Annotated in this window: 25 protein-coding genes; 5 read left to right on the top strand and 20 right to left on the bottom strand. The window is 44.8% G+C overall.

Annotated features, from left to right (window positions below; all coding sequences use genetic code 11):
- Both ACRN9H_RS16420 and ACRN9H_RS16425 read right to left on the bottom strand, forming a co-directional pair.
- Positions 1–969, bottom strand: coding sequence for a DUF2333 family protein (locus ACRN9H_RS16420; RefSeq protein ID WP_432315165.1), 969 nt, complete (start codon positions 967–969; stop codon positions 1–3).
- A gap of 11 nt (positions 970–980) precedes the next feature.
- Complete coding sequence (locus ACRN9H_RS16425; RefSeq protein ID WP_432315167.1) at positions 981–1,463, bottom strand: copper chaperone PCu(A)C; 483 nt, start codon at positions 1,461–1,463, stop codon at positions 981–983.
- A 33-nt stretch (positions 1,464–1,496) separates the two neighbouring features.
- On the opposite strand from ACRN9H_RS16425, the gene ACRN9H_RS16430 reads away from it, so the two are divergent.
- On the top strand, positions 1,497–2,234 hold the full coding sequence (locus ACRN9H_RS16430; protein ID WP_432315169.1) for an enoyl-CoA hydratase: 738 nt from the start codon (positions 1,497–1,499) through the stop codon (positions 2,232–2,234).
- Between the two features lie 127 nt (positions 2,235–2,361).
- On the opposite strand, the gene ACRN9H_RS16435 is transcribed toward ACRN9H_RS16430, so the two are convergent.
- The 3 genes from ACRN9H_RS16435 to dusA form a co-directional block, all read right to left on the bottom strand.
- A complete protein-coding gene (locus tag ACRN9H_RS16435) occupies positions 2,362–2,562 on the bottom strand; it encodes a PspC domain-containing protein (RefSeq protein ID WP_432315171.1) in 201 nt (66 codons plus the stop codon).
- Positions 2,563–2,706: 144 nt separating this feature from the next.
- Positions 2,707–2,997: a hypothetical protein gene (locus tag ACRN9H_RS16440; RefSeq protein ID WP_263189446.1), complete on the bottom strand. Its 291-nt coding sequence runs from the start codon at positions 2,995–2,997 to the stop codon at positions 2,707–2,709.
- Positions 2,998–3,204: 207 nt separating this feature from the next.
- Complete coding sequence (gene dusA, locus ACRN9H_RS16445; protein WP_432315173.1) at positions 3,205–4,224, bottom strand: tRNA dihydrouridine(20/20a) synthase DusA; 1,020 nt, start codon at positions 4,222–4,224, stop codon at positions 3,205–3,207.
- A gap of 120 nt (positions 4,225–4,344) precedes the next feature.
- Between dusA and ACRN9H_RS16450 the strand changes: the two genes are divergently transcribed.
- From ACRN9H_RS16450 to ACRN9H_RS16465, 4 genes are all read left to right on the top strand, one after another.
- Positions 4,345–5,412 carry a tyrosine-type recombinase/integrase gene (locus ACRN9H_RS16450; protein ID WP_432315175.1) on the top strand — a complete coding sequence of 356 codons (1,068 nt, stop codon included), beginning with the start codon at positions 4,345–4,347 and terminating at the stop codon, positions 5,410–5,412.
- Positions 5,413–5,639: 227 nt separating this feature from the next.
- Positions 5,640–6,335, top strand: coding sequence for a hypothetical protein (locus ACRN9H_RS16455; protein WP_432315177.1), 696 nt, complete (start codon positions 5,640–5,642; stop codon positions 6,333–6,335).
- Entirely contained in the window at positions 6,328–6,900 is a 573-nt protein-coding gene (locus tag ACRN9H_RS16460; RefSeq protein WP_432315178.1) for a hypothetical protein, read from the top strand. Before ACRN9H_RS16455 ends, ACRN9H_RS16460 begins: the two co-directional genes overlap by 8 nt.
- Positions 6,887–7,975, top strand: a complete 1,089-nt coding sequence (locus ACRN9H_RS16465; protein ID WP_432315180.1) for a hypothetical protein — start codon at positions 6,887–6,889, stop codon at positions 7,973–7,975. The genes ACRN9H_RS16460 and ACRN9H_RS16465 overlap by 14 nt, the downstream gene beginning before the upstream one ends.
- Positions 7,976–7,979: 4 nt before the next feature.
- Here ACRN9H_RS16465 and ACRN9H_RS16470 read toward each other — a convergent pair whose 3' ends face one another.
- The 15 genes from ACRN9H_RS16470 to ACRN9H_RS16540 all read right to left on the bottom strand — a co-directional run bounded on the left by ACRN9H_RS16470 (position 7,980) and on the right by ACRN9H_RS16540 (position 25,058).
- On the bottom strand, positions 7,980–8,192 hold the full coding sequence (locus ACRN9H_RS16470; protein ID WP_432315182.1) for a hypothetical protein: 213 nt from the start codon (positions 8,190–8,192) through the stop codon (positions 7,980–7,982).
- Between the two features lie 22 nt (positions 8,193–8,214).
- The gene (locus tag ACRN9H_RS16475) at positions 8,215–10,113 is read right to left on the bottom strand and encodes a hypothetical protein (RefSeq protein ID WP_432315184.1); all 1,899 of its coding nucleotides are present in this window, start codon (positions 10,111–10,113) and stop codon (positions 8,215–8,217) included.
- 1 nt (position 10,114) lies between these two features.
- Complete coding sequence (locus ACRN9H_RS16480) at positions 10,115–10,417, bottom strand: hypothetical protein (protein ID WP_432315185.1); 303 nt, start codon at positions 10,415–10,417, stop codon at positions 10,115–10,117.
- Positions 10,417–11,367 carry a hypothetical protein gene (locus tag ACRN9H_RS16485; RefSeq protein ID WP_432315186.1) on the bottom strand — a complete coding sequence of 317 codons (951 nt, stop codon included), beginning with the start codon at positions 11,365–11,367 and terminating at the stop codon, positions 10,417–10,419. Before ACRN9H_RS16485 ends, ACRN9H_RS16480 begins: the two co-directional genes overlap by 1 nt.
- A gap of 11 nt (positions 11,368–11,378) precedes the next feature.
- Positions 11,379–13,898: a hypothetical protein gene (locus ACRN9H_RS16490; RefSeq protein ID WP_432315188.1), complete on the bottom strand. Its 2,520-nt coding sequence runs from the start codon at positions 13,896–13,898 to the stop codon at positions 11,379–11,381.
- An 18-nt stretch (positions 13,899–13,916) separates the two neighbouring features.
- Complete coding sequence (locus tag ACRN9H_RS16495) at positions 13,917–14,288, bottom strand: hypothetical protein (protein WP_432315190.1); 372 nt, start codon at positions 14,286–14,288, stop codon at positions 13,917–13,919.
- A 63-nt stretch (positions 14,289–14,351) separates the two neighbouring features.
- Positions 14,352–18,623 (bottom strand): phage tail tape measure protein, encoded by a 4,272-nt coding sequence (locus tag ACRN9H_RS16500; RefSeq protein ID WP_432315192.1) that lies wholly within the window; start codon positions 18,621–18,623, stop codon positions 14,352–14,354.
- Between the two features lie 146 nt (positions 18,624–18,769).
- A complete protein-coding gene (locus ACRN9H_RS16505) occupies positions 18,770–19,495 on the bottom strand; it encodes a hypothetical protein (RefSeq protein WP_432315194.1) in 726 nt (241 codons plus the stop codon).
- Positions 19,492–19,917, bottom strand: coding sequence for a hypothetical protein (locus tag ACRN9H_RS16510; protein ID WP_432315196.1), 426 nt, complete (start codon positions 19,915–19,917; stop codon positions 19,492–19,494). The genes ACRN9H_RS16505 and ACRN9H_RS16510 overlap by 4 nt, the downstream gene beginning before the upstream one ends.
- 22 nt (positions 19,918–19,939) lie before the next feature.
- Entirely contained in the window at positions 19,940–20,509 is a 570-nt protein-coding gene (locus ACRN9H_RS16515; RefSeq protein WP_432315197.1) for a hypothetical protein, read from the bottom strand.
- Between the two features lie 2 nt (positions 20,510–20,511).
- Positions 20,512–20,877, bottom strand: coding sequence for a hypothetical protein (locus ACRN9H_RS16520; RefSeq protein WP_432315198.1), 366 nt, complete (start codon positions 20,875–20,877; stop codon positions 20,512–20,514).
- Positions 20,870–21,193 (bottom strand): DUF2190 family protein, encoded by a 324-nt coding sequence (locus tag ACRN9H_RS16525; RefSeq protein ID WP_432315200.1) that lies wholly within the window; start codon positions 21,191–21,193, stop codon positions 20,870–20,872. Before ACRN9H_RS16525 ends, ACRN9H_RS16520 begins: the two co-directional genes overlap by 8 nt.
- 75 nt (positions 21,194–21,268) lie before the next feature.
- Positions 21,269–23,350, bottom strand: a complete 2,082-nt coding sequence (locus ACRN9H_RS16530; protein WP_432315202.1) for a ClpP-like prohead protease/major capsid protein fusion protein — start codon at positions 23,348–23,350, stop codon at positions 21,269–21,271.
- Positions 23,250–24,833 carry a phage portal protein gene (locus ACRN9H_RS16535; RefSeq protein ID WP_432315203.1) on the bottom strand — a complete coding sequence of 528 codons (1,584 nt, stop codon included), beginning with the start codon at positions 24,831–24,833 and terminating at the stop codon, positions 23,250–23,252. Before ACRN9H_RS16535 ends, ACRN9H_RS16530 begins: the two co-directional genes overlap by 101 nt.
- Positions 24,834–24,854: 21 nt before the next feature.
- Positions 24,855–25,058: a hypothetical protein gene (locus ACRN9H_RS16540; RefSeq protein ID WP_432315204.1), complete on the bottom strand. Its 204-nt coding sequence runs from the start codon at positions 25,056–25,058 to the stop codon at positions 24,855–24,857.
- Position 25,059: the final 1 nt, after the last annotated feature.

The raw sequence follows: 25,059 nt of genomic DNA on the forward strand, positions 1-25,059 counted from the left end.
TTAACCTTGAGATAGTAAGTTCGTTAAATCAATCACCGCGGCATTCGCACGGGATACATAGTTAGCCATAACCAATGAATGATTAGCGACTAGGCCAAAACCGTTGCCGTTGAGAACTATGGGGCTCCAAACCGTTTGCTGAGTTGCCTCTAGCTCACGAATGATCTGTCTTAGGCTTACTTCAGCATTTTTCTTCTTCAATACGTCTGCAAAATCGACTTCCACAGCACGCATAAAGTTGAGTAACGCCCATGAAGCACCACGGCTTTCATAAAAAACATCATCAATCTTCCACCAACTGGTTTTGATTTGATGACTGACTAAATTCGGCGTAGATTGACGGGCGGCATTATCACCAGCCAAGTCAGTGTTTAAACGCTCTTGACCCACACTGGCAGATAAACGCTGCGACATACTACCCAGACGCTTTTGCACCTCTTTCAACCATTCATTAAGGTTGTCAGCGCGGGCATAAAACTGCGCATCTTGGTTATTGGGGTCCATCATACGCACGCGATACAGCTTCAACAATTTTACCGCATGACGATATTCGCTTTCAGCACTCGGGACTAGCCAGCTGGTATGATCGATATTGAGTTTAGATTGGGCTTCACCTAAATCTTTATCGGCAGCAGATTGTGACTGCGAACGACTAAACTCTTTACGCATAATTAGAGCTAAATCACGGGCTTGCTCTAATGCGCCATACTCAAAAGCAGGCATATTGTCCATAAAAACAGAGGGTGGCATCACATCGTTTGATAGCCAACCGCCTTGTTTATCAAGCAGGTTTTCGATGGTGAGAATGAGTGAGGTTGTTGTTGCGTATCCGACCACATTTTTATCACTAGCCGTCAACTGTTGAGGATTGATAGGATCGGGTTCGATACTCCACCATACACTCACGCCATAGCCAATAAGCACTAAAAATAAACCGACAGCGGCAACTTTTTTCCATGTAATTTGCATCAAGCTACTCCTTAATGATGGTGATGATGCTCTTGCTCTGCGGCGATATCTGCTTGTTTATTTACAGGCAAGGTAATCACCATTTTTTCGCCATCGTCGAACTCTAATTGTAGTTCAACTTGTTGCTCCAACACCAATGGCGCTTTTAAGCCAAGCAACATGACATGATCTCCAGACGGCGTTAACGTTAATGCACCATGAGATGGAATATCAAAGCCTTCAACATGGCGCATTTTTACCATGCCTTGATCTTCAATTATCGTGTGTAATTGAGCATCTTTAGCCACATTGGAACTCACAGCAATAAGACGAACCGCTTTATCTGTGTGGTTTTCAAGCGTAAAGTATGCAGCTGTATTTGGCACAGTATCTGGCATGGCACGTACGTGACCTTCCGTCAGCACTACACTCGCCAATGCTGAGAATGATGCACAAGATAAAATTAGACAATTAAACAGCTGTTTGAATATTGGTTTCAATGTCTTAAACTCCATGTTTACCCAATGTCGTCGTAAAGGAAACAACCCATGAGTCATATACAGGTCCAGGATGATCAGGGCGTACGTATTATCAGCTTTAATCGCCCTGATAAACGCAATGCATTTGATCTTAATATGTATAAACAACTGACAGAATACCTGATCGAAGGTGAAGCAGACAACGACATTCGTGCCTTTATGTTATATGGTAAAAATAATTGCTTTACGTCAGGCAATGATATTGCAGACTTTTTGAAAAATAGTGACTTAGGACCAAACCATCCCGCAGTACGTTTTCTATTTTGTCTACTGGAACTCAAAAAACCACTAGTCGCTGCCGTTTCTGGCGCTGCTGTCGGTATAGGCACAACCTTGCTACTGCATTGCGATTTAGTGTACGCAGATAGTACAGCCAAGTTTCAGCTACCGTTTGTCAACTTGGCTCTCGTGCCAGAAGCCGGGGCAAGTTTACTGCTACCTGAACTTGTTGGTTATCAAAAAGCGGCAGAGCTGTTGTTGCTCGGTGAAAGTTTTAACGCCCAGACAGCCCATAGACTTAATATGATCAACGAAATAGTGGCTGATGAAGACTTATTCAGTTATGCGCTATCACAGGCAAAAAAACTGGCGAATCAACCACCACAAGCACTGCAAATTACCCGTCAACTCATGCGTCCACATAAGAACCGCGTACAACACCAAATGCATCAAGAATTAGAACAATTTAGCGCTAGGCTAAAAAGTGATGAAGCTAAAAGCAGATTTCAGGCTTTTTTGAAAAAGTAATCTGTCAGCTACGTACATATACATTTCACATGAGGGTCAAAGTGCCCTCTTGTTGCTAAACGTTTACTTTTATTTTAAAGCCACGGCAAACCATTTAACTTATCAAATATAAGTCCGTTCAATAGGCTTAAACCGGTTTTTTCCATTGTTCAGCTAGCAAAGCTAAAACAAAGTAAATCAGTAAACTCACACTTGGCATAAATACCGTCACGCCAACCCATACCATACGAGTCCAAAAGCAAGACCAACCAAACTTAGATGCCATATCAGCGGCAACGCCACACACTAATCGCTCTGGGCTCTCCATACGTGCTTTTACTCGTTTCATCTCAAACCTCGACTCAATTGATGGTAATTTATTTATCACTATGCCACTGAAACCAGCAAATAATGCCTGAAAACAACGCAAGACTAATTACAGGTAACAGTAGCAAAGTCATTAAAGGTGCTACAAACCACATCTGCGGTTCCCTTAATTAGCACTATATTCATCAGCACTCACCAACTCACTTTTATGTTCAGCATTTAAGCCAAGTTGACTATTAAAATCATAAATAGTTTCTGCAAGCTGAGTATGTAGCGATAACACTAATTCACGCTTAGCGCTGACGAGTAACTCTTGTGTTTGCTTGGTTAATGTTTGTTCAATAGCTCCAGCGACATCCGACATTGGTGTAGCTTCTGCTTGTACTGCAACGCTTCCGAATAACGCACCGAGTAACACACTCACTTGCACTGTTTTTTTAATGGTTAATGTAAACATGATGGCATCCCTTTCGATTAATTTACTTGACGAAAGGAGTATTACAAACTGCATGCCAACTTATAAATTAAGATTAAGCATATGATTTATAATAAATTAAAACTCAAAGGCAAGTAAGGAGAGATAAAGGAATGGATTAAAAAAATGTAAGTGGTGAAAAATACTATTCAACTTAGTAAATCTCACCATTTTTTAACATAAGAAAAACTACACTGCTGTTTCAGCTTGAATATTTTGAAATGCTTGTTTTACTACTTCAATGCCTGCACCGTTTTTATGGGCATTTTCACTCAAATAACGACGCCACGCACGGGCACCTGGTAAACCTTGGAATAACCCAATCATATGCCGAGTAATGTGATTGAGCCGGCCACCCGACTGCAAATGTGCTTCGATATAAGGCAACATAGCCTCAATGACATCTTCACGGCTTATCACCGCCTGTTGGCTGCCACACAATATTTGATCCACCTGCGCCAGAATATAGGGATTCTGGTAGGCCTCACGCCCCATCATCACCCCATCAAGTTGCGCCAAATGGGTTTGCGCTTGCTCAAGTGTGGTAACACCGCCATTAATACCAATATTAAGCGCAGGATAATCACGCTTAAGTTGATATACGCGCGCATAATCAAGCGGCGGGATCTCACGATTCTCCTTGGGACTCAAGCCCTGAAGCCAAGCTTTACGTGCATGAATAGTAAAATCCGTACAACCTTTTGCGCTAACAACATCAATAAACTGCGTGAGAAACTCGTAACTATCTTGTTCATCAATTCCAATACGCGTTTTAACTGTAACGGGAATATCAACGACCTGCTTCATGGCATCGACGCATTCCGCCACCAGCTCAGGTTCGGCCATCAAGCAAGCGCCAAAACGGCCATTCTGCACACGATCAGAAGGACAACCGACATTGAGATTCACTTCATCATAGCCACGCTCAGCCGCAAGTTTAGCGCAGCGCGCTAAATCGACAGGATTAGAGCCACCTAACTGCAACGCCAAAGGATGTTCTTCTTGGTTATACGCTAAATAATCACCGCGACCATGCAATATCGCTCCTGTTGTCACCATTTCCGTATACAACAAAGCATTAGCCGACATCAAACGCGCAAAATAACGATAATGGTGATCTGTCCAATCCAACATGGGCGCTATGGAAAAGGTTCGGTCGAGGGTTTTAGGCGCTAAACCTTGGTGTTGCTGGGTTTTATCTAAATTCATTACAATCCGAAAAGTTAATATTTTTGCTGATTTTTGTACGTTTTTGCATGTTTTGCATTGCTCGGGGAACCTATAGTGATCCACAATGGATTGGACTGAGGGGTTCGGGGAACCAAAAATATGGCATCATATAGCATTCAAAAACGCGAAAAAGCCGACGGCACTGTGCGGCATCGCTGCCTAGTTCGTGTAAAGAAAAACGGCAAAATATTATACACGGAGCAACGTACCTTTACCAAATATGCCGCTGCCGAGGCATGGGGTAAAGATCGGGTGATTGATATTGAGTCAAACGGGTTTGCTACTGAGGATACGGCTCCTGTTACATTGGGCAACATCATCGACAAAGCCCTGACAGATGAAAACATCGATAGCAGCATTGGTCGTTCAAAGCGTTTTTGTTTACGGCTGTTATCGGATTGCGATATTGCTAAATTAAATCTGACTGATATTAAGCCTCACCACATTATCGATCACTGTAAATTACGGCGCAGTGCAGGCACAGGTCCATCTACCATTGCAGTTGATGTAAGCGTGATCCGGTGGCTGCTACGAATCGCTAAATCAAATTTTGGACATGAGGTTTCACAAATTTCGGTTATTGAGGCTTACGATGCACTTTATAGCCAAGACTTGATCGCTAAATCAGGCAAGCGTTCGCGCAGACCGACTACGGATGAGATTGAAAGGTTAAAAGTTGGATTAGCTGCAAGAGCAGATCAACGGGCTGCACACATCCCTTATATTGATTTGCTGGATTTCTCGATACTGAGTTGCATGCGTATTGGTGAGGTATGTCGGATAACGTGGGACGATGTAGATGAAGCACAAAAGGCGGTGATCGTTCGTGACCGCAAAGACCCACGCAAAAAAGCAGGCAACCACATGTTGGTACCACTGTTGGGTGGGGCGTGGGAGATACTGCAAAAGCAACCGAGGAATGATGCGCGGGTTTTTCCCTATAACGAGCGCAGCGTTACTGCAGGGTTTCAGCGGGTGCGTAACGAATTGGGAATTGAAGATTTACGTTATCACGATTTACGTCGCGAAGGCGCTAGCAGGCTATTTGAGAAGGGCTATAGCATTGATGAAGTGGCACAGGTGACAGGGCATAGGAACATCAACACACTGTGGCAGGTATATACGGAGTTGTTTCCAAAGCGTTTACATGATAAAGATATTAACTAATTCACAGTCAAAAAAATTTAATAAATATGTGTCAAATGAGCAAACTATATCTATGGTCATGATATTTGATGCAGAAAAAATTAAGCCTTTAATACTATAATTATCTAAAATCACAGTACGAATAAATGCTAATGGCTATGTTCATCTATATATGCATATAATGCTTTATGACTTTTCTGCCAAATTTATTCAACACAATCATTTCATAATAGGAAGAAGATAAAAGAATGAAAAGCTACTTAAAACAAGAGGATACGATTTCCATTGTTGTTATTGGCTCATTTGATCCATCTATTTTTCATCCTCAATGGTTTATTCGACACCAACTTGTACACGAAGAAGATTTAAAGCCACCGTTTCTTGAGTTGAACGTTGTACATCGCCAGTTGAGCCAATTTAAGTCCTCTTGGTTTGCTTTAGAGGTTGTAGATAATCGCCTCCTTTTGAATACATCTGATATGACAAGAAGTGAAGACCTAAGAGATTTGGCTTGTAATATTTTTAATATATTAACTGAAATTACTATTACAGCAATTGGGCTAAATAGAACTTCAGTATATAAATGTATGACGGTTAATTCTTGGCATAAAATAGGCTACACTATAGCACCTAAAGATATATGGCTTAAATCATTCCCACAAGCAATAACAACACCTGGTGGAATAGGAATGAAAAAGGCTGATATACAACTTGAAAGATGGGATGACATCCCAGGTCATATCTTAATTAGTGCATTTCCATCAAATTACCCACCAGAACAAGAGGTTACACTAACTTTAAATGACCATATCAGTTTTGCTAAATTAGTAGAGAATCGGAAAGATATAACATTTAGCTCTTTTTTAATTGAATACTGGGATGATTTTTATAAAAACTCAGAAGATGGAATAAATAATATTCTAAAGGAAATAGAAAATGAATAATTTGGAACATTCATCTACCGTAACTGCAGATTTCTGGTCTGGATTTTCTTCATCTAAACCAAAAACTTTTCCAATTGAATCGGAGGTGATAGATTTTTCGTTTCATAGGCAAATTTCATCTACAGAAATACCAAACAGCATAAAACAGACGACTGAAATAATCTCTCCAGTTGATTTAGACACGAACAATATAATAGCAAAATCAACTAATAGTTATGTAAGAGTAAGCGATAAAGTTCAAGTTCTGCAAAAATGGGAAGGAGTAGTATTAAGCATCGATCATGTTAATGAGGAGTTCACAGCTCAACTCATAGATAAAACATCACCGATTAATCCTGATGAGATAGTGGTTATGAGTACAGAAGAAATCTCAATCAGTGATACTTGTTTATTGAAGGAGGGAGCTATTTTTTATTGGTCTATTGGATATTTATTTCGCGGCTCAACAAAAAGTAAAAACTCAGCAATTCATTTTAGTCGTTTAAAAGGCTTTACATCTAAAGAAATTGAATTGGCAAAAGAGCAAGGCTCTCATTTGGAAGCACTTTTCCGTGGCAATAAGTAACGATTTACCGGATATAAATGAAATTGAAGTTTCGCTATTTGGTCCTGGCGTTGGCGAAGCTATTTGTGTACACATAGGAAATGGAAAATGGATAATTGTCGACTCTTGTATCAACCCAATATCAAATAATCCAGCATCGTTAGAGTATTTACATTCAATAGGTGTCAATACAGTTAACGATGTAGTTTTAGTTATAGTATCTCACTGGCATGATGACCATGTTAACGGTATTTCTAAAATTGTCAGTGAGTGTACAAATGCATTTGTGGTATTTCCAGATGCAATGCTTGGAAAAGATTTCCTAACATTAACGTCGCTCCAAAATTTGCCTGAACACATTGAAAAATCAGGAGTTTCAGAGATTAGTAAAGTAGTATCGTTGATTGCAGAAAGGATTTCACTAAATAAGCATGACATTAAATCTTATCCAATACAAGCTAGAGCTGACCTTAGATTATTTCAGCATGATAAGGTTGAGATCTGGGCGTTATCACCATCAACAGCGGCAATCTTTCAGTCTAAAATTGAAATTGGTAAGCTACTTAAAACCAATGAGTTGAGAAGAAAACTTGTCCCGATGTCTGAAAACTTGAATGCTATTGCGATATTTATTGTAACAGAACATGGAAACGTACTACTCGGAGCAGATTTAGAAACACATAGTTCTTTAACTCAAATAACTGGTTGGCAAGCGGTAGTTGATTCAAAAAATAAGCCTACAGCTAAAGCATCTATATTTAAAATACCACATCATGGCTCAATTAATGGACATCACCCTGAAGTTTGGTCTGACATGTTAGATGCAGACCCACTATCAATAATGACAGCCTATTCACGTTCTAAACTACCAAAGTCCACTGATATTTCAAGAATAAAAGCATTATCTGGGCATTTATATCAAACGACAATTAACTCACCTAAACTGCCCGTCAGAGATAAAGTTATTGAGTCTTTTTTAAAAAACATAACAAAGTCTAGAATAGTTAAAACCAATAGGTTAGGTCATATTCAGACTCGAATGAAACATGGAAAATGCACCACTAAATTAAATGATTCAGCAATAACTTTAAAATAAATAATTAAACCTCTATCTCGACAAATGGCAAGTCGGGTGCTGTTCCTAGCACCCTGCCGTCTTGTACGTAGATGTGATCACCTACCGTGCCGGTGCCAATGGCGCGGATAGTGTGGCCGCTAGCACTGCTGGCGGTGACAGTGCCATCGGCGTTTACGGCATCCACAATCATGATCATCCGTGGCAATACTAACGCTGTTTGAAGTTGTTTAAGCATGATGCCTCGCTGGGGTTAATAGTTACTCTATTGAGCGGATCACTGTGATGGATTGTTCGATATCGATATCACCGCGATCGCTCACGCTGGCGCGGATACTCCAACTGTCACACGTTCCTTTAAAAACTTCTGCACCTTCACGAATACCAATCAACATGCCAGGCGTTGCGGGTGGCAAATCAACCATGACGGGTAAGGATAGCGTGACGTTGAGCTTGTCGCCTGTATCTGCCAGCGCATTGGTGCCAGCGATGCGAGCCGCTTGGTTATCTACGATCAACTGAGCACTAATATCCGCAGCAGGAATATTGCCCGCGCTGCCAGTGCGTTTCACCTTAGCGCTAATCCCCTGTTGTTCCCCACGCAACCACACAACATCACATAACGGATTGCGGGAGACTGACTCACTGTAATTGGTTATCACAGCATCGTGCACTGTTAGGTCCGGTACCGCTGTTGCCATTTCCCATGGCACTGTTGGCCAGCGTGGGATAATGGTCAGTTTACGGTTGGCATCATCGGCTAATATCATGCAGCCAAGTTGCGTAACGGCTTCGCTTACTGCATCAATCGGTGACTTATTACCCACGCTGAACGCGCCTGCGGGTACGCTAAAATCAGTTATTCCGCTTAGCTCTGCAGTCCATCCTGTATTTAGCAACAGATCACCAATAATACCGCCTAGGCTACGCGGCACAGTGTTAGTGTAACTGATGGGCAAAAGGTAAGGTGATGCTAACTCAGCGGCGCGCGAACGGCCCGTGCTGCTATGGGTTTCAATGCCAAAGGCTTTGCTAACACTTGGCTGCTCGGCAATGGCATAAAACTCGTAACCGTTGATAGTGATCAGCAATAACGCATTATGGGCGCGCTGCGCATCGACGCGGCTTGAAAATTCAAGGCTCACCGATTTAGCCCACTGGCCACGGCTTTGGCTAATGCTACAACTTACGATCACAATCGGTAAATTATCTGATACTCGTACGCATGTGATAGTGGGCTGCATTAAGTAGTACCTGCGGATTTGAGGTTCAATCGGAATTTTAAAATCAAGATTGGGTAAAGTCGGGCTGCCATCAATTACGCCGCCACCATTATCCCAATAGCAGTAATTTTGCGCAGCGGTAAACCGTAAAACAATAGGGTTTGATTGTGTAGATAATGGCTCATTAAATCGAAGTGTCACTCTACCTGTTGGTGGTCGATACTTGGTTGAACAAACCCAACGTGGTTGACTGAAACCCCACTTGATTGAAGTATCATTGCTGACAAACACACCCTGATATTTGAATGACACCTCGACACCCTGTACCTCACCATCAATCCAAGCAACATGGGTGTGTAATTGATGTGCAGCAATGTCGAGCCAGTTAAATGCAGTATCAACCCTGTGACTTTCAGACGTAACCCAATCAAACTGAACCGTGTTTTGGTGGTCAATCGGTAATGTCCAATTAAAGCTAGTATCGGTGCGAACGTCCTCGTTTATTTCCCAGTGGAATGCCCTGGTTATATCTATTGCAAGTTTAGAACTCCACCTTGCGACAAGTGCAATTTCATCTGAGTTGTAGTTTAACCAAGGGGAATCAACACTGACTTGGTATTCATCTGCAAATTCAGCCAACAATAGTGCTTGTTCAACTGTATCCATTGCAAACCAACCAATACCACATTCAATGCCAAAGGTGGTGTCAACAATAACGGGCGGTTCAATATCACCATTAAACCTGAGTTTGATTGGCGACAAGCGATCAGCCCAAGGTGAATCAAACCTCAGTTTTACACCTGTAAATTCATTGAAGCGTAAATGCACAGGTGATGTGCGGTCACTAGCTAGTTTGTCAAACCTGAGTGTGACAACATCACTGAATCTGATTTTCAGCGGTGAAACCCTGTTGACCCAAGGTTTGTCAAATTCCATGCTATTGACTCATATTTACTGTGTTTGCATCAACCAATTCAGCTTTTACACCGTCTACAAATTTACAGTCATATTCGCGTGAGTCATCGAGTATACCCACTACCAACTCGTTTGATGTGGTGTAAATGACTGGTACTAACAGCTTTGCAATGCCTGTTGATGGTCGCAATGTATTGGTAAATATTTCACCTGTCTTTCGATTAAGAACCATTAAGCGTTCAGCGTTGACGTCCATATCAACGGCAATAAGCCCTAAAGGTCTAATCGCAATAGGGGCAACTTTGATGAGCAGTATTTTGAACATTAGTACCACTCCACTATATTGACCCACATTGTTGTGAAATAGCCACGCAACAACATGCAATCTTTACCACCAAAGTTTTTTACAGTCGGCCAGGTGGCATTGCCATATCCTGCAAACGGTAATGCATATAATCCAGGTATAACCCCTCTGTAATATGGGTTTTTACCACTGAACATACACTGTAGGTTGTCAATGTCCGTAGTTGAGGGTGATGGGCTTACAATCATTACGGGTAGCAATACGGGATTGATACCTTGATCTTCCAGCGTGTAATTTGAATTTGCTTCTTGTACTGAAATCGGGCTTGAGTTTGCGCTGTATGGGATAGATTTTGTATTACCGTCTACACCATACATAACCCCACAACCCGAAACCCCACCGTAAGCTAGCGAATGACTGTAATTCACAGAAGTCATATTTGATGTGAAATTTTGAGCGCAAATAGTGAATCTAGTCATATCATTGTTGTAGTTACTATCAATATCACCAACGAAATATGTGACTTCGTTACCAATACTAGAGGTATAGTTGATAGTAATATTATCAACTTTGGGTATCATGTAGAAACCTACCGATGTACCAATGATCACCCAATGACTATTATTTTCTGAATTAAAATGCACAAAAGTGAGACTAGGGTGTGTGAAATTATCCAATGCCGACATTGCTGAACCAGATTTAACGTACAGAGTTCTATTTATTGCATTTGATCCGTCAACAGACCAATATTGTACAAAACCACCACTGCCATCTACTGTGGAATTACGAAATGCAATTTTCTGAGTACCTGTATCCTCAAATGCAACCGACCAGCCCAAACCAGCCTTTGCACCATAACCTGTAACGAGACAGGCCTTTAATACAGCAATGATTTCACTCGGTGTCGGTGAAGCACCTAGCTGTGGTGCACCCGCATCATCCCATCTGTAAACTGTTACTGGTAATCCCATTTCACACCCCTTTAAGATTCGTTGCCACGGAATGCAAGCACTGCGCGGTCTGTAGTGATTTGACTGTGACCGCTTTGCACTGTACGCAGCAGCATTGCAGGCTTTGACGACGCATAACTTCTAAAGCGAATAGCTTCACCCGTTGCCCAACCACCACCAAATGCCCTTGAGCGAATGATAAAATACGGTGCCAGTGTGAGTGGGTTGATGGGTGCAAAGTCGTTGAGTGTGTCACCAGTGGCTATTTGACCAAGACGTTTGCCAACGCATCGGAACGCTGTAGGGCTACTGAATATGAGCACCCAATCTTCATTGATTGCAGTGTCGTTACGCACTTCAATCGGGAAATCAACCACGTTCAAACTGGCCGTGGTGTTGGTTCCGTCTATTTCCCAGTTGTTTGACCACGAGGTCATATCACGCACAGTGCCAATACGTGCTTGCAAGTCACCAAGGTTCTGCACACTCGACACATTTGAACCAATCGGATAACTTCGGCTGAGTGGTGATGCCAGTGTTAATTGGTTAGGTTTGACTTCAGTCACCAGTGCAATTTCACCAATAGTGTCGGTCAAAATAAACGGTGCTGTGAAACCTGCAAAATCACTATTGATGGTGATAACACCTGTGGCCTTGACCCATGTGTAATGAGTGTTAGCGAGTGTCCACAGTGATTTACCATTGGCATCGGTAATGTCAACAAAGCGAGCATCAGCACGAGCATTAATGGTTTGAGCAGGTGTAGGGCTTGCTACAATTTGCACCTGAGTATCTTGCACAGATACGGTGTTCCACGCTGTAAATGCATCAACCACACCACCGTTTTTAATGCGCAGTGGATTCAGACCGTAAAGCTCGGGCGGGGGCGACAGTGTGACAGTCTCATTGATGTCATAACGCAATGAACTCAACTGCACGCGCTGTGTAAATGTGACAGACACTGCACCATTAACAATCGTACCTGTAACACCTGCACCTGTAATGACACCAAGTGCATTGGCACTGGCACTCAATACAGTGTTGGCAGTGGTTGCAACCGTCATGTAGAACGTGTCTAAAACAGGCTCACTCACTTTGAGTATGAAATCAACACTCAAATCACCCGCAGGTATAACTTCACCTGGTGCGGTTGTGGCTAAAAGGCAGCTATACGTGAATGAAAAATCACCTCTGAAGTCCAGATTTTTAGTGAGTACACCTGTTGTAGCATTAATGTACCCAATAACATTTCTGTTTGATTCGATCAGCGGTATTGCTGTGATGTCCAAACCAAACCCATTCTGGCGAGTGTCCATTGTGATAGCACTTCCACCGTAAGTACCATTCACAAATGTAATTCTACCGAACAGCTCATCCTTGACCATCAATCTATTTACTGGAAATGACAAATCTATCCACGAGTAATAGACATCATACTTATCGTCACTTATGTAGCTGACACCTATTGTGTAGCCAACAGGCGGTGTATAGCCTGTGAATATTACAGTAACAGTTGTACCTACGACACTGACATTAGCATTTGCAGCCCATGCACCGACATACTTTACATTTTGTACACCGTTGCTATTGAACCAACCATGCACAAATAAATCTGACAATTCAAAAATGTACGTACTCTGACCTGTAACTGACGGCACTGAAGCAGTTTTGTACACCATTGACGGTATAACGCTTGCACCACCAGTTGTACCACCCTGTGAATCTTCAACACCTTCCAGTGCATTACCAGAACTGATTGCAACACTTCTAATTTTAGGTAATAGCTCAATGCTGGTTTCTTCAACATTTAATACGTTGTCAACAGGTATTGCAGTCAGCTTACTCACACCGTGATATTTGATACCATCGTTGTTGCTTGTATAACGTAGTTTGGTGCAACCCTGTTCACCACCCAACAAAACACCTGGGTCGGGCGTATTGAAAGGCATAGCTGGTTTGAAAAACACTTGTCCACCTGTGCCACCTGTCACGGTTTTTTGTACCTGGCAAAAGTGTTCAAAGCGTGGGTACAACTCATTCTCAGCACCTGGGTACTCAACCGATATAACAATGGTTTGCCCTTGTCTCAGTGTGACGTTTTCATAAAAATCTACACCGTTAAACTGATACACACTTTGCAGGTACGGACGAGGGAAGGTATCTTGACCTGCCAATAAACCAATCAGGTTCCTGCGAATCAACTCACCTGCACGTACAGACGATTCAAGGATTTCAACCATATCGGTCATGCGGTCAGCGTCACTTAACACATCGGATTCAGCAATGAGTAAACTCACCAGTGGGTCAGTTGGCTTTTGACTAATGAAGATGTGACCATCGAGTAATATTGAAGTGTCAACCGTATCAAGCGCAGGGTAAACTTTAACGATATCAACGGCAGATTGTGCGTGGTCAATATCAGAAATAGCTCGAAACACTTCATTGAGTTTACCTGACTCAACCACGTTCTTAGTGCGTTGACCACCTGCATCGTCACTACTGCCCAATTGTTCAGGTTTGAATATTTTTAAGTCTGCTCTGGTAATTGTCATAACGCTCTCGCAAATTGGCTACATTGTTAGAAACTTAACAACCACGTTAGTGAGCTGTTCAAAGCCCCCGACCTCATCAAACACATCTTCGCCGGCTACGGGCGCGCCTGCGGTGTTATCCCAAACCACGTTGTAAGTGGTGCCTTCATAGGCCAACGTGAAGGCGGTTAACGTGATGGCGGCATGGGCTTTTAATTGTTCAAACTCAGTGCGCTGTATCCATCCCGATTTGGTGCCTAACTCCATGGCAATACCCGCTGGGATAATGGTTTGCTGCACCAATGGCGCGCCGTTTAAGGCGCGCTTCATGTTGGCGGCAACGCGGGGGGTGTTGTCGCGGTTTAGCCACAGCAAATCCGCGCTAATCGCGATGGTATCAATGGTGGTCATGGGGTTCCTTAAAGCAGGGTTTAGACTCTAGACTCTATAAGGGCAAAGCCCTTTCTGGCGGCGCTAACCGCCAACCGATTGCAAACGTTTGATCTCGTTCACCAACTCGGTAACAAGGCTGCGTTTCATTTGGGCGTTAAACGTGTTGTTACCCACTTGCAGTTGCAGCACTTGCATATCACTGGTGTTAGCAGCTGATTGGCTAGTGTTGGTTTGCGTGGTCACTGTTGTGGTGGTTGCAGCCGTTGCGGCTTTAGCGGTAGTAGCACTGGCCTCGGCTTGTTTTTTTGCCTCGGCAGCGCTTTGGGCTTTGGCGGTATTATCCGCATTTTGCTGCGTCTTGCGTTCTAGGTCTTGCGCTTGTTTTAGATCACTAAGACTTTTTTGCAGTTTATTAATGAGCTGGCTATCACCATAAGCGGTTGCTGTAGTGATTAAGTCATTAACTTCTTTTAACTCACTTGCAAATTTACGCTCTGCTATATCCTTTTGGTTACCCAAAGCGGCATCGAGCCTATCTTGGATATCCAGCGTAGTTTGATTGATTTCATCGGCTAATTCTCTAAAGCGTGAACGGGCTTCATCTATAGCTTGGTTGAGGGGTACTAGCTGATTATCGGCAAGCTTCACCACTGAGTTATTGGCTAAATCCGCAATTTGACCCAGCTCTTGCAAGCTCAGTGAACCACTCTCAATTTGAGCGACCCAATCACGCATCCTAATGGCATTATTGATTTCACGCCGTTCGCGTTTTTGATCAGCTCCTGCAATTTGATTATCTAACTGCGCTAACCTTTCGGTCATTGCTTGGATAGTGGCATTTGAATAGTCGTATTCAGTATTAAGTGACACCATGACATTGCGAGTTGCTGATGCACTCTGCCTAAAATCATCAATAGTGCTTAGCTGCTCAGCGATAACTTTCGCATTTTCAATACCTGCAGCGGTGTTATCCTTAGTGGCTTTGGTGTTTTGCTTGGTGGCCTCGGTATTTTCGTCAGTCTTTTTACTGCTTTCACCCACCACCTTATTGACTTCACTCAACGTGCCTTTGAGTATTTGTGATTGAGCATCGTACTCTTGCTTAGTTAATAACCCCGCTCTGAAATTACGATCTAAGGCTTCAAGCTGCGCTTCATAGTCACGCTGCAATACCAGCAGCTCAACATAGGTCGCGCTTTCTATCTTTGATAGCTCAACAGACTCGCGCTTCAGATCGGCTAAATTGGCTTCCTCTTTAGCCAACTTAGCCTTGATGATAGTCAGTTCAGCCGTGGCTTTGTTCTCATCTTTTAAGGCGGCTTCAAGATCACGAACCTCTTTCTCGGTCCTTAATATTTTTTCTTGCAAATCCAATTGCGCATCAGACAACAGTCCAGTTGCGGCAATCGATTTGTTCGACTGTTCAACGGCTTTAGTATGTGATACCGCTAACTCTTGCAGTGAAATATTTAGTTCTTTTTCGGTTAGTAAACCCTTTTCATATTGCGCTTGGAGCTCTTTACGCTTGGCAAGAAAATCAGCCGTTATATTAGTTTTATTCGTTTCAACCTTCACAGTCTGTTCAGCTTCAACATTGTAATCCTTGACCGAAGCATTGAGCAGCTTGGTCATATTATTCAATGTTTCAGTTGAAATAATCCCTTGATCGTGTAACTGATTTAACTCAGCTTGACGAGCCATGGCCTCGCCCACTGTGACAGAATACTGTTCTGTTGAGGTGTTAACCTTAGATTGACTAGCGGCAAGCGCACTCGCAGCCTCAGCACCTTGCTTATCTGCCTCTGCTTTTTTCTTACTCGCAGCTGCAGCGTTATTTTTAAACTCGGCCTCAAGTTCAAGCTCACGATTAGCAAGTACAATAGCTGAAGTTAAGTCACGGTATATTTTTTCAGAATCAGCATTATATTTATTACCATCAATGATATTTTTTAAACTAGCTTGCTGTTCTGTACTTAGTTTATTAATTGCACCTTTATATTTATCTGAGGCATCTAGCAGTTTTTCATACGCAATTGAAGATTCACCCGCCATACGTGCAGCAGCGGCGGCCATATCTTTATGATCTTGTTCTATGCTTTTTTCGGTTTCCCTCATTTTTATTCGAAGATTATCGATAAATGTGGTGTCTATTTTTAAACCGCCAAATTCAGCAACTTTGTTTTTAATATTTACGACATCGAATAATGCTTGCTGCGCACTAAGCGTTACCACCTTGAATGATAAAGACAGCGAATTAACACCAAGCTTTATTCTGTCGAATGCTTTTTCAAATAGGCCTACCTTGTCATCAGAGAACGTCTCTACAAAATCATTAGCTGCCTTCGCGAGCTCCACAAAACCGCTAACTAATTCTGGTAGTCTTTCTACCAAATTAACAACATCCTCACGCACCTTATCGATGGCATCACCTGCACCACGAATAGCGAGATCAGTATCATACGAAAATGCTTCACCAATATCGGTAGTTAAAGTGTGGAATTTGTTAGATAGACGACCTAATGCTGATTCTTGTGTAGCATAAGCTTTAATCGCTTCCTTCATGTGGTAATCGCCAGCGGCATAGGCTTTATTACTTAGCTCTAATGCAACTTTTAGACGATCTGTACCATCCGCTAATACACTAAGTACGCCTGTCGCCTCAGTGCCATCAATGCCCATCGATTTAAGGGCATCAGAGACTAATCCGCCTTCGGCCTTAATCTTTTGTAAGCCCTCAAGGAATTTAACCAATACCTTTTCAGGCGCGTCACCGAGATCTTGCTCAATCTGCTTAGCAGTTAGTCCGGTAATCTTAGTTAATCGCTCGAGCGAATCGCCGCCTTTTTTGCTCGCCTCGTTAATCTCAGCGCCAAGGCGTTGCATAGCCGTTCGTGACCGTTCCGCAGGCTGGCCTAACTCTGCCAGCGTAGTACCAAACGCCGCAGCTGCGGCAGAGCCCAAGTTAATTTCACGGGTACCAGAAACAATCTCCTTAGTCATCTGCACAATATCAGCTTCGGTAATCGCAAAGTCGTTACCAAGCGCTACCACAGCCGAGGATAAATTGTGGATCTCAGGGATACCTTCTTGAGTCATCCCTAAAATTCTGGCCAGCATGGTCGCCGCTTCATCACCAGCTAAGTTGGTTGATAACCCTAACGCATCAGCCGCAGCCACCAAACTAAGGATATCTTCAGTCGATTTAGTGCCGAGCTGCCCCGCCACTTCCGCCATGCGCAGCAGCTCATTCGTGCTAGTAGGGGTGACGTTTTCGCTGAGGTTTTTAAGCTCATCGGCCATTTTCACCACAGTATCACGGGCAAGGTTGGTGGTTTTTTCAACCTTAGTAATAGCGGCTTCTAACTCACCGTAGTTTTCAACGCCACTTTTTACCGTTTGCACCGCCTGCTGTGCTGACAGCAATACCGCATAAGCCTTAGCCAGCGTGCTCACTGCCTTGGTGGTTAGGTCAGTTTGTGCGTTAGCGACCTTGGCCGAGTTTTTAGACTCAACTAATAATCTATCGTGCTGTGCTAATTTATCGTTAACCCCTTTAAGCGCGGCTTCTGCGCCAGCTTGTTTGGTTTTTAATTCTTGGCTAGCATCGGCAAGTTTACCCATATCAATGCCGGCTTTATTGAGCACGGCTTGTTGCTTATCTAATTGCGCTTTATTGCTACCAAGGCTTCTGCCAAGGTTAGTTAACTCATTACTAGCCGTTTTAACTTTAAGTGCATATTCAGCTTTATTACGACCAGCCTTTTCAACCTCAGCGTCTAACCGCGTCAACTCGCCACGTTCTTGTTCAAGCTCATTTGCCAGTTTACTGGCGCTGGCAGCGGTATTTTTTTGTGCAGTCTCAAGCTGCTGCAAATCGGTTTTTGCAGCGGATAATGCTTGCGCCTGTGCTTGGCTGGCCTGTGCACCTTTATTTTGAGTCGTGGTTAAACGTTCAACTTCGGCGCGAGCGGAGGCTAGTTGGCTATCATAATTAGCCAGCTGTACTGCTGTTTGGCTGTATTCATTTTCGAGTTTAGACGTTGAGGCAGCCGCATCTTGCTGCGATTTTTCAAGGTTTTTTGCCTCAGTGCTAGCCTGTTTCTGCTCTTGCTTTAATTTGTCGAGCGCTTGGGCATTATCGACATAGGCAAGTTTCCCCTTATTGATAGATTCAGTTAGTGAGTCTATTGCCTTAATCGCCTCTTGCTGGCGCTTTAAATCATCAAGTTGCTCATTGAGCTTTTCGCTTTCGCGCCCCAACTCCTGCAACGCTTGCTCAGACTTTTTAGCCTCAGCAGAGAACAGATCTTTACCTTGGATGACTAGATTGATTTCTTGGTCTTTAAAACTCATGATTGGATCTCGTTATATTATCTGTATGCAGGAACGGTTAAGTTAAAAGGCAAAGCTTTGTTATTGCTTTGGTTTTTAACCTAGTCGGTTAATAAAAAAGCCCACAACACTGAATCAATGCTGTGGGCTTGGCTAAACTGACGGGCTTACGATGCCGCGCTACGGACGAAGAACTTAGACTTACCGGTGGCAACAACTGACGCATCGGCTAATACACCGCCTTCAATATCAAAGCTACCAAAGTCATCGCCGATAAGGTCCATGCCCGCAGTGGGGCTTGGCGTCCATTTAAAAAACTTCAATGTCCACGGTTTGCCAGTGGCATCGTTTACGCCGTCGATCACCACCGGCACCGTTTGACCCGATTCGGTAAGCGCTTGCATCGCGTTACCGGCTTTTTTGGTATACGTCACTTTAAGCGGTTGCTCTGCTGTAATCGAACCTGTCGATAACGCACGAATACCGCCCGCACTCACCACATAGTCGGTGTCTTTGATAAACGTAGTCGCGGCAGAGGTATCGGTAACAACAGGCTCAACCGTGGTATCAATCATAAACGCGGTGTCGGCTAAGCCATCAAGCACTGCGATGATCGACTCTGGTGTAGCCACCGCACCCGCGGCTAGCACTTCCACTTTACCGCGCAAGGCTAATGCCATGTTTTGGTTACTAAAGTCGTTAAGGGTAAAGGATAATTTAACCGATTTAACACGGGTAATTTCAGCAGCATTACCGCCACCACCACGGTAATTGGGTTGGGATTTTGTATCTTGTTCAATGGCAATTTTAACGCCTGAGGCGTTGCCAACATCGCGGCCAGCAACGTACACGATGCCTGAGCCGATGTAACTTTCGGTTACGATTTCACTCATAGTGAGTCTCCAAATTTAACGGTATTAACAAGGGATAGGGTGATAACCGCTAACCCATGTTTTTCATGGGCTTCGGGCATAATGTATTTACAGGGCTCAGACTCTTTAAAGCTGATCACCGAGGGCAACCAGCTGGGTTTCTCAACTGATCTTTCATCGAAATAAAACGTGGTACGAATATCACGTACCAAGTTAATTAAGTCAGCGGTGGGCGTTTTGGTTGCTGTCAGATTAATGCCAGCAACCACTTGCAGCGCCAAATCATCACGATACTTATCTCGACCATTAACGGCGCCAAATCCGTCGGTATACGGCTGCAAAAACACAAATTTGCTTTCTTTGGCGATAGACTGCACGTAAAAACCTTCACGCACAGTCGCGCCGTTAACCAGCGCAAGGCGGTCTAAGATTGCTTGGATCATGTGGAGTCCTTAGATTGCGAGGCTAATTGCCGCTGTATTGGCCGTAACGCTCACGCAGAAAACGGATAACAGGCGGTTCAATCTCTTTTTGTATTGACCTAAAACTGCCAGCGACTGACGGGCCGTACATGGATTTATTGCCTGCGGCTTTGGCTTGTTTAAATGTGCGCCACTTTTGCCCTTGGAAACGCTGATACATCAAGAAATTGCCGTTTTTACCAATGAAGGTAAAAGTACCTTTAAACCAATGCGGTTCATTGCGTATTGGGTTGATCATGTGCCCGTCAGAACGTGACGCAACGCGCCTACCTGTACGGGTTAGTGGCCGCGCAAACCGAGTTAAGGTACTCGGCCGAAATCTTGCGGTAACATGACCTTTTAGGTTGCGTGGGTCGATACTGTAGGTAAACAGATTTTCTACATAGCTTTTTGATACGTATCCATATTTATTAAAGATGGCATCAATAGCGGTTTGTTTACCAAACTGAACCGTATCTATAATCGCCTTGGTTATCGCTGGCGTTTGGGCGGCACGAATGCGGTTAAGCTCTTTGGTGACAGCCTCCATTCCTTCAATCTTTATTCGCGCCATGATTAACCCTCTAGCTGAATATAGATAAAGGTGACACAGACCGAATCCATGCCAACCCGCTGAGTGAGCCTTGCTAGCTGGCCGTTAGGTACAAACTCACCCGCCAAGTCAATACTGCCAAGGGCAAACTCATCACCTGAATTTACCGCTCCTTCGGATTGTAAAAACTCGGCACGGCTAATTAGCTCGGGAACATATTCATTAGACGATGCCGCGATTTCGGCACCGTTATCATCAAGGCTGACCAGGCGAGTAAAAGGCGCTGAGCCATCAATTGGGGTAAAAAGGCACGGATCAGCCAACCGCTGAAACACCCGCACCATTTTACCCCGCACGCGCTCAGCAAAGGCCCTGCCCACATTAGGCATTGATCTTCACCCAAACCGTGGGCGATGGGTTTGCCGCAGCAGCCCATGCTTTGCCAGCTAAGGTGTTACCCGTGTCGAGCGATGTGAGCTCTTTGGCGGTGGCGTCCCAATATACTGCCGCACCAACCGCGAGCACATCAGTGGACTTTTTCGGCAGTTCAAACACGCCTTCAGTAATGCCCGTGCCTTCGGTATCAGCAGCAATAGCACCCACTGCCACTACCAATAATTTACCCAGTAATACCGCCGCGCCACTGGCAACCGCTGCCGCTGGCGTAAAGCTGATGGTCTTGCCATCTTGCACATAATTTTTCATGTGAATAATCCTGCTTAAAAAACTGAATGAAAAAGGGCTATCGTTTGATAGCCCTTTATGATGGATTAGCGCTACTTACACGCCTGTTGATTTAACCAAGCCACGGTAATCAAGTGGTGCAACGCCCGCATCGATACGCACTTTGGTGGCTACGCCGTCAATATTGAAGCCTTGTTGCTGCTCGATGTAAGGTGTATCGATACCGTCGAGGTAAGCCACCTCAATAGTGTCGCGGCCTTGTCCAGCGGAAAGAAACCATTCTTTATCGCTGTGATCATCCAAACGAGCCTCGGCAATCACTTCGGCAAAGTTTTGAATGGGGTTAGCGATACCCGCGTTCACATCGGCACCTTTAACTGAACTGGACTTGATGATCTGGTTCATGGTGGTTTCGAGTGACACAGGACACAGCACAAATGCAGGACGAATATTGAGACTGCGATTACCCGATTTTTGCTTGCGCATTAACATGCGGTTGGCATCGAGCGCAGCGACACTAGGTACGCCTGCACCTAAGTTGCCGTGGTCAGCGTGGAACAATGCTTTGCCATCGCTCATTTTAGGGTTTTGCGTTAGCACCGCATAAACCAAGTCTCCAATGGTGCCTTTGGCGGCAAAGCCCATTTTCATTGGGATATCAGTCAACATACTCATATCGTCGTTAATGATGGCTTGGCGAGTAATGCTGAACAGTTCGCCATAGGTGGCTAGCGCGATTTGTTGCGCATGGTCGCCAACGGTGACGTACTTATATTCAGCACCTTCACGTACTTGGCGCAGACTGTTAAAGTCGCCAAGACCTATACGTTTAGCGATATTAAAGTTTCCTAGTTGACCTTTTTTAGTCCAGCGCTCAAAAGTTTCTTCGGCGGTTTCCCAGCCCATTAACACTGACTTATTCGCCACATCTAACAGGATATTGCCAAAGTCACTTGAACTGTGGGTAAAGGCTAAGCCGACCATATCCATTTTGTTGAATCCTGCGCAGCCGATGCCGCGATCCAACAGTGAGGCGCGTGCCAACTCAAGCATGGTGTAGCTCGAATAGTTGTTGCTAGCTTCGGCTTTTGCATGGCCGGAACGTGCCATTAACTGAGCACGAATCGAGTCACCTACGATATTGCCGTTACCCGAGTGAATGATAGTGCGAGGTAATGTAGCGCACGGTGTGGTGTTCTCACCCAGCTTTGCCAAGATCATGTCTTTGGCTTTATCAGCATTGATGTTGGCATCGGCTAAACACTCATTCTTCAGATCAGTCAATTGCGGGAACATAGCGAACGCGGCGTTAATGCCGGTCATGCGCGCAGTATTAAACGCAATTGCAGCTGCTTGAATGGTGGCAGCATCTGGTTGGGCTGCAAGTGGTGCAGGAACCTGAGCGCTGATAACAGGAGCTGGCGCAGGCGCGGGTTGTGGTGCAGGCGAAGGGATGTTTCCCTTTGGTGCAAACAGGTTTTTTAGATGTTCAGGCATATTAGTAAAATCCTTAAGACGTTTTGAATTAAGTGATGCCGCCATTTGCAGCGGATCGGTTAGTGTGTTGGCAAAACCTTTTTCCACTGCTTCGCGGCCTGTTAACCATGTTTCAGCGGCTAATAAGGCGTGAAGTTCATCTTCGGGTAAGCCTGTTTTTTGTTGATAAGCCCCGACTAAGTTACCTTCTACTTTGTCGAGTAAGTCGGCGTATTTGCGCATATCATCCGCATCACCTAGGGTGCCGCCCCATGGCTTATGGATCATCATCATGGCGTTTTCAGGAATGATGATTTCATCAAAGGCCATGGCAATAACACTGGCCATTGATGCCGCTAAGCCATCGATGTAACACACCTTGTGCGCGGGGTGGCCTTTGATCATGTTGTAAATCGCCATACCCTCAAACACATCGCCGCCTGGCGAATGAATACGGGCGGTGATAGTTCCAACCTTGCCAAGCGCTTGCAGATCACGAGCGAACTGTTTGGCTGAAATGCCCCAACCGCCAATCTCGTCGTAGATCATCAACTCGGCATTGCCGTTTTGTGCCTTTAAGCTGTACCAGCTATTTGAGGGCTTATTGCTCTGGTTCAGCGTTGCGGCGGGCGCGGTCAGCGCTCCGCTTGGCAGCATTGCGCTTAGTGCTGCTGTCGCTATTGCTATTTTGGTTTTCTTCACTGGTTGATTCTCCTAGCGATGGGTCGGGGTCGTTGGCCGTGACCATGTTGTTTTCGCGGTTGTATTCCACCTCGCGTTTGCGCTGGCGTTTTACTTCCGCAGGGTTACGGCCACGGGCGCGTGCCCATTCGGCCTCAGTCGCGGCATTACCCGCAATCATCATTTCCCAGCCTTCGGCCTCTTTGCGTGGGTCAATCCATGGCATGGTGGGGCCGTAGTACACGGCATCAAATAAGGTGCGCATGTCGATATCAGGCGGCAACACTAAAGGATCCTGCTTGTTGAACATTTCCATTTTTAAGAAGTTGCGGAACACAGGGCGCGACCAACCGGCACAAAACCATTGCTGCATAATGCGGTTCGATTCGTCTTGCTCAACCAACTCTTGGCGTTGGCTTGAGTAACTGCCTTTGTAGTCACGGGCAATGCTGGAATAACTACCGCGCGTACCTGCTGCACAGGCTTTTAATTGGCCGTTGCGAAAATCAACTAGATGCACATTGGGGCGGTTTGACTCAATCATGCCCACATCTTCACCGGGCTTTAGGTCGTCAAATGTCATGCCTGGCGCAATAGGAATACTGCGGTTATCGTGCTCGCCACTTTGATCGGCAATAAACATGCTGGCATCGCCACGCTTGATGTAGAACGCCAGTGCAGCGGCAATCCTTGCGGCTACGCGCTCAGATTCTTCGTAATCTTTTATGTCACCTAAGCGGGTTAAAATGCCGTGAAATATCGACACACCGCGCAGCTGGTGCAGGCGCTTGAACATGCCTAGGTGCATCATGCTCGATGCGGGTACCACTTTAGTTTTGTGGCGAAAGCCCAGCTGATCGGCTGGGTGGTCGAGCAATACGTGATAGTTAACTACTTGTCCCCAGCCGTTCACCTCAAGCCCTTGGCGCACTCGGCTGGATAAATCGTTAAGCTCAAACGGGATAAAATCTGGCTCTAACGCTTCGATACTGTATTGGGTACCCTGCTCGTTCGGGTGGCCGAACTTAGCTATTTTACCCAGCACATGTTGGCCAAAACATTCGCCGTCACGCAGCGCAGTACGCAACACTAAGCGCTCAAGCTCGGGGCGACTAAAGCGACCGGTTACATCGCACTTTAATGACCATGCGCCAAAGCGGCGGGCAATATCATTGGCTAATTCGTCAAGAATTTCACCGCTAATACTGCGCGGTTGTGGCTCAACGACAATACCTTGGGCACCGACAACTCGTTCTTCCATGCGGTCGAGTATGCCAATGCTGAGGTCGTGGTTTTCATCTAACCAGCGGGCTTGCTCACGCAGGCTTTTACCTGCGGCAAATACCGCTTGGTTAGCTCCGCGCGCTTCTTTATTGGCTTTATGCGTGCGGCTTGGTTTGGCAGCTTCGTAGCCTTTTAGGTTGCGATAGCTCATTGCTGCCGCTTCGCGCTGTAATGCTAAACGCGGGGCAAATATCGCCAGCGCATCATTGATAATGCTCATTTATGCCCCTAGAGAGTTAAGTTAAAAACTGGCTAACTTGACGCCACCCTGTGGACGGCTAAACGCGGCGAGATTACGTTGCCACTCAAGCCGACCTGCGCGGATTTCGCCTAGGTCCTCGGTGGTCATGGTTTTGCCGTTAATGGTGGTTTGCTTGCCATCTAGTACATCAAGCTCGGCCTGAAAGTACGCATTGATCATCTGTTGGCATTGGGTTTTGGTCATA

It is taken from the genome of Shewanella sp. MF08487, assembly GCF_050848685.1.
In the GTDB taxonomy this organism is placed as follows: Bacteria; Pseudomonadota; Gammaproteobacteria; order Enterobacterales; family Shewanellaceae; genus Shewanella; species Shewanella glacialipiscicola.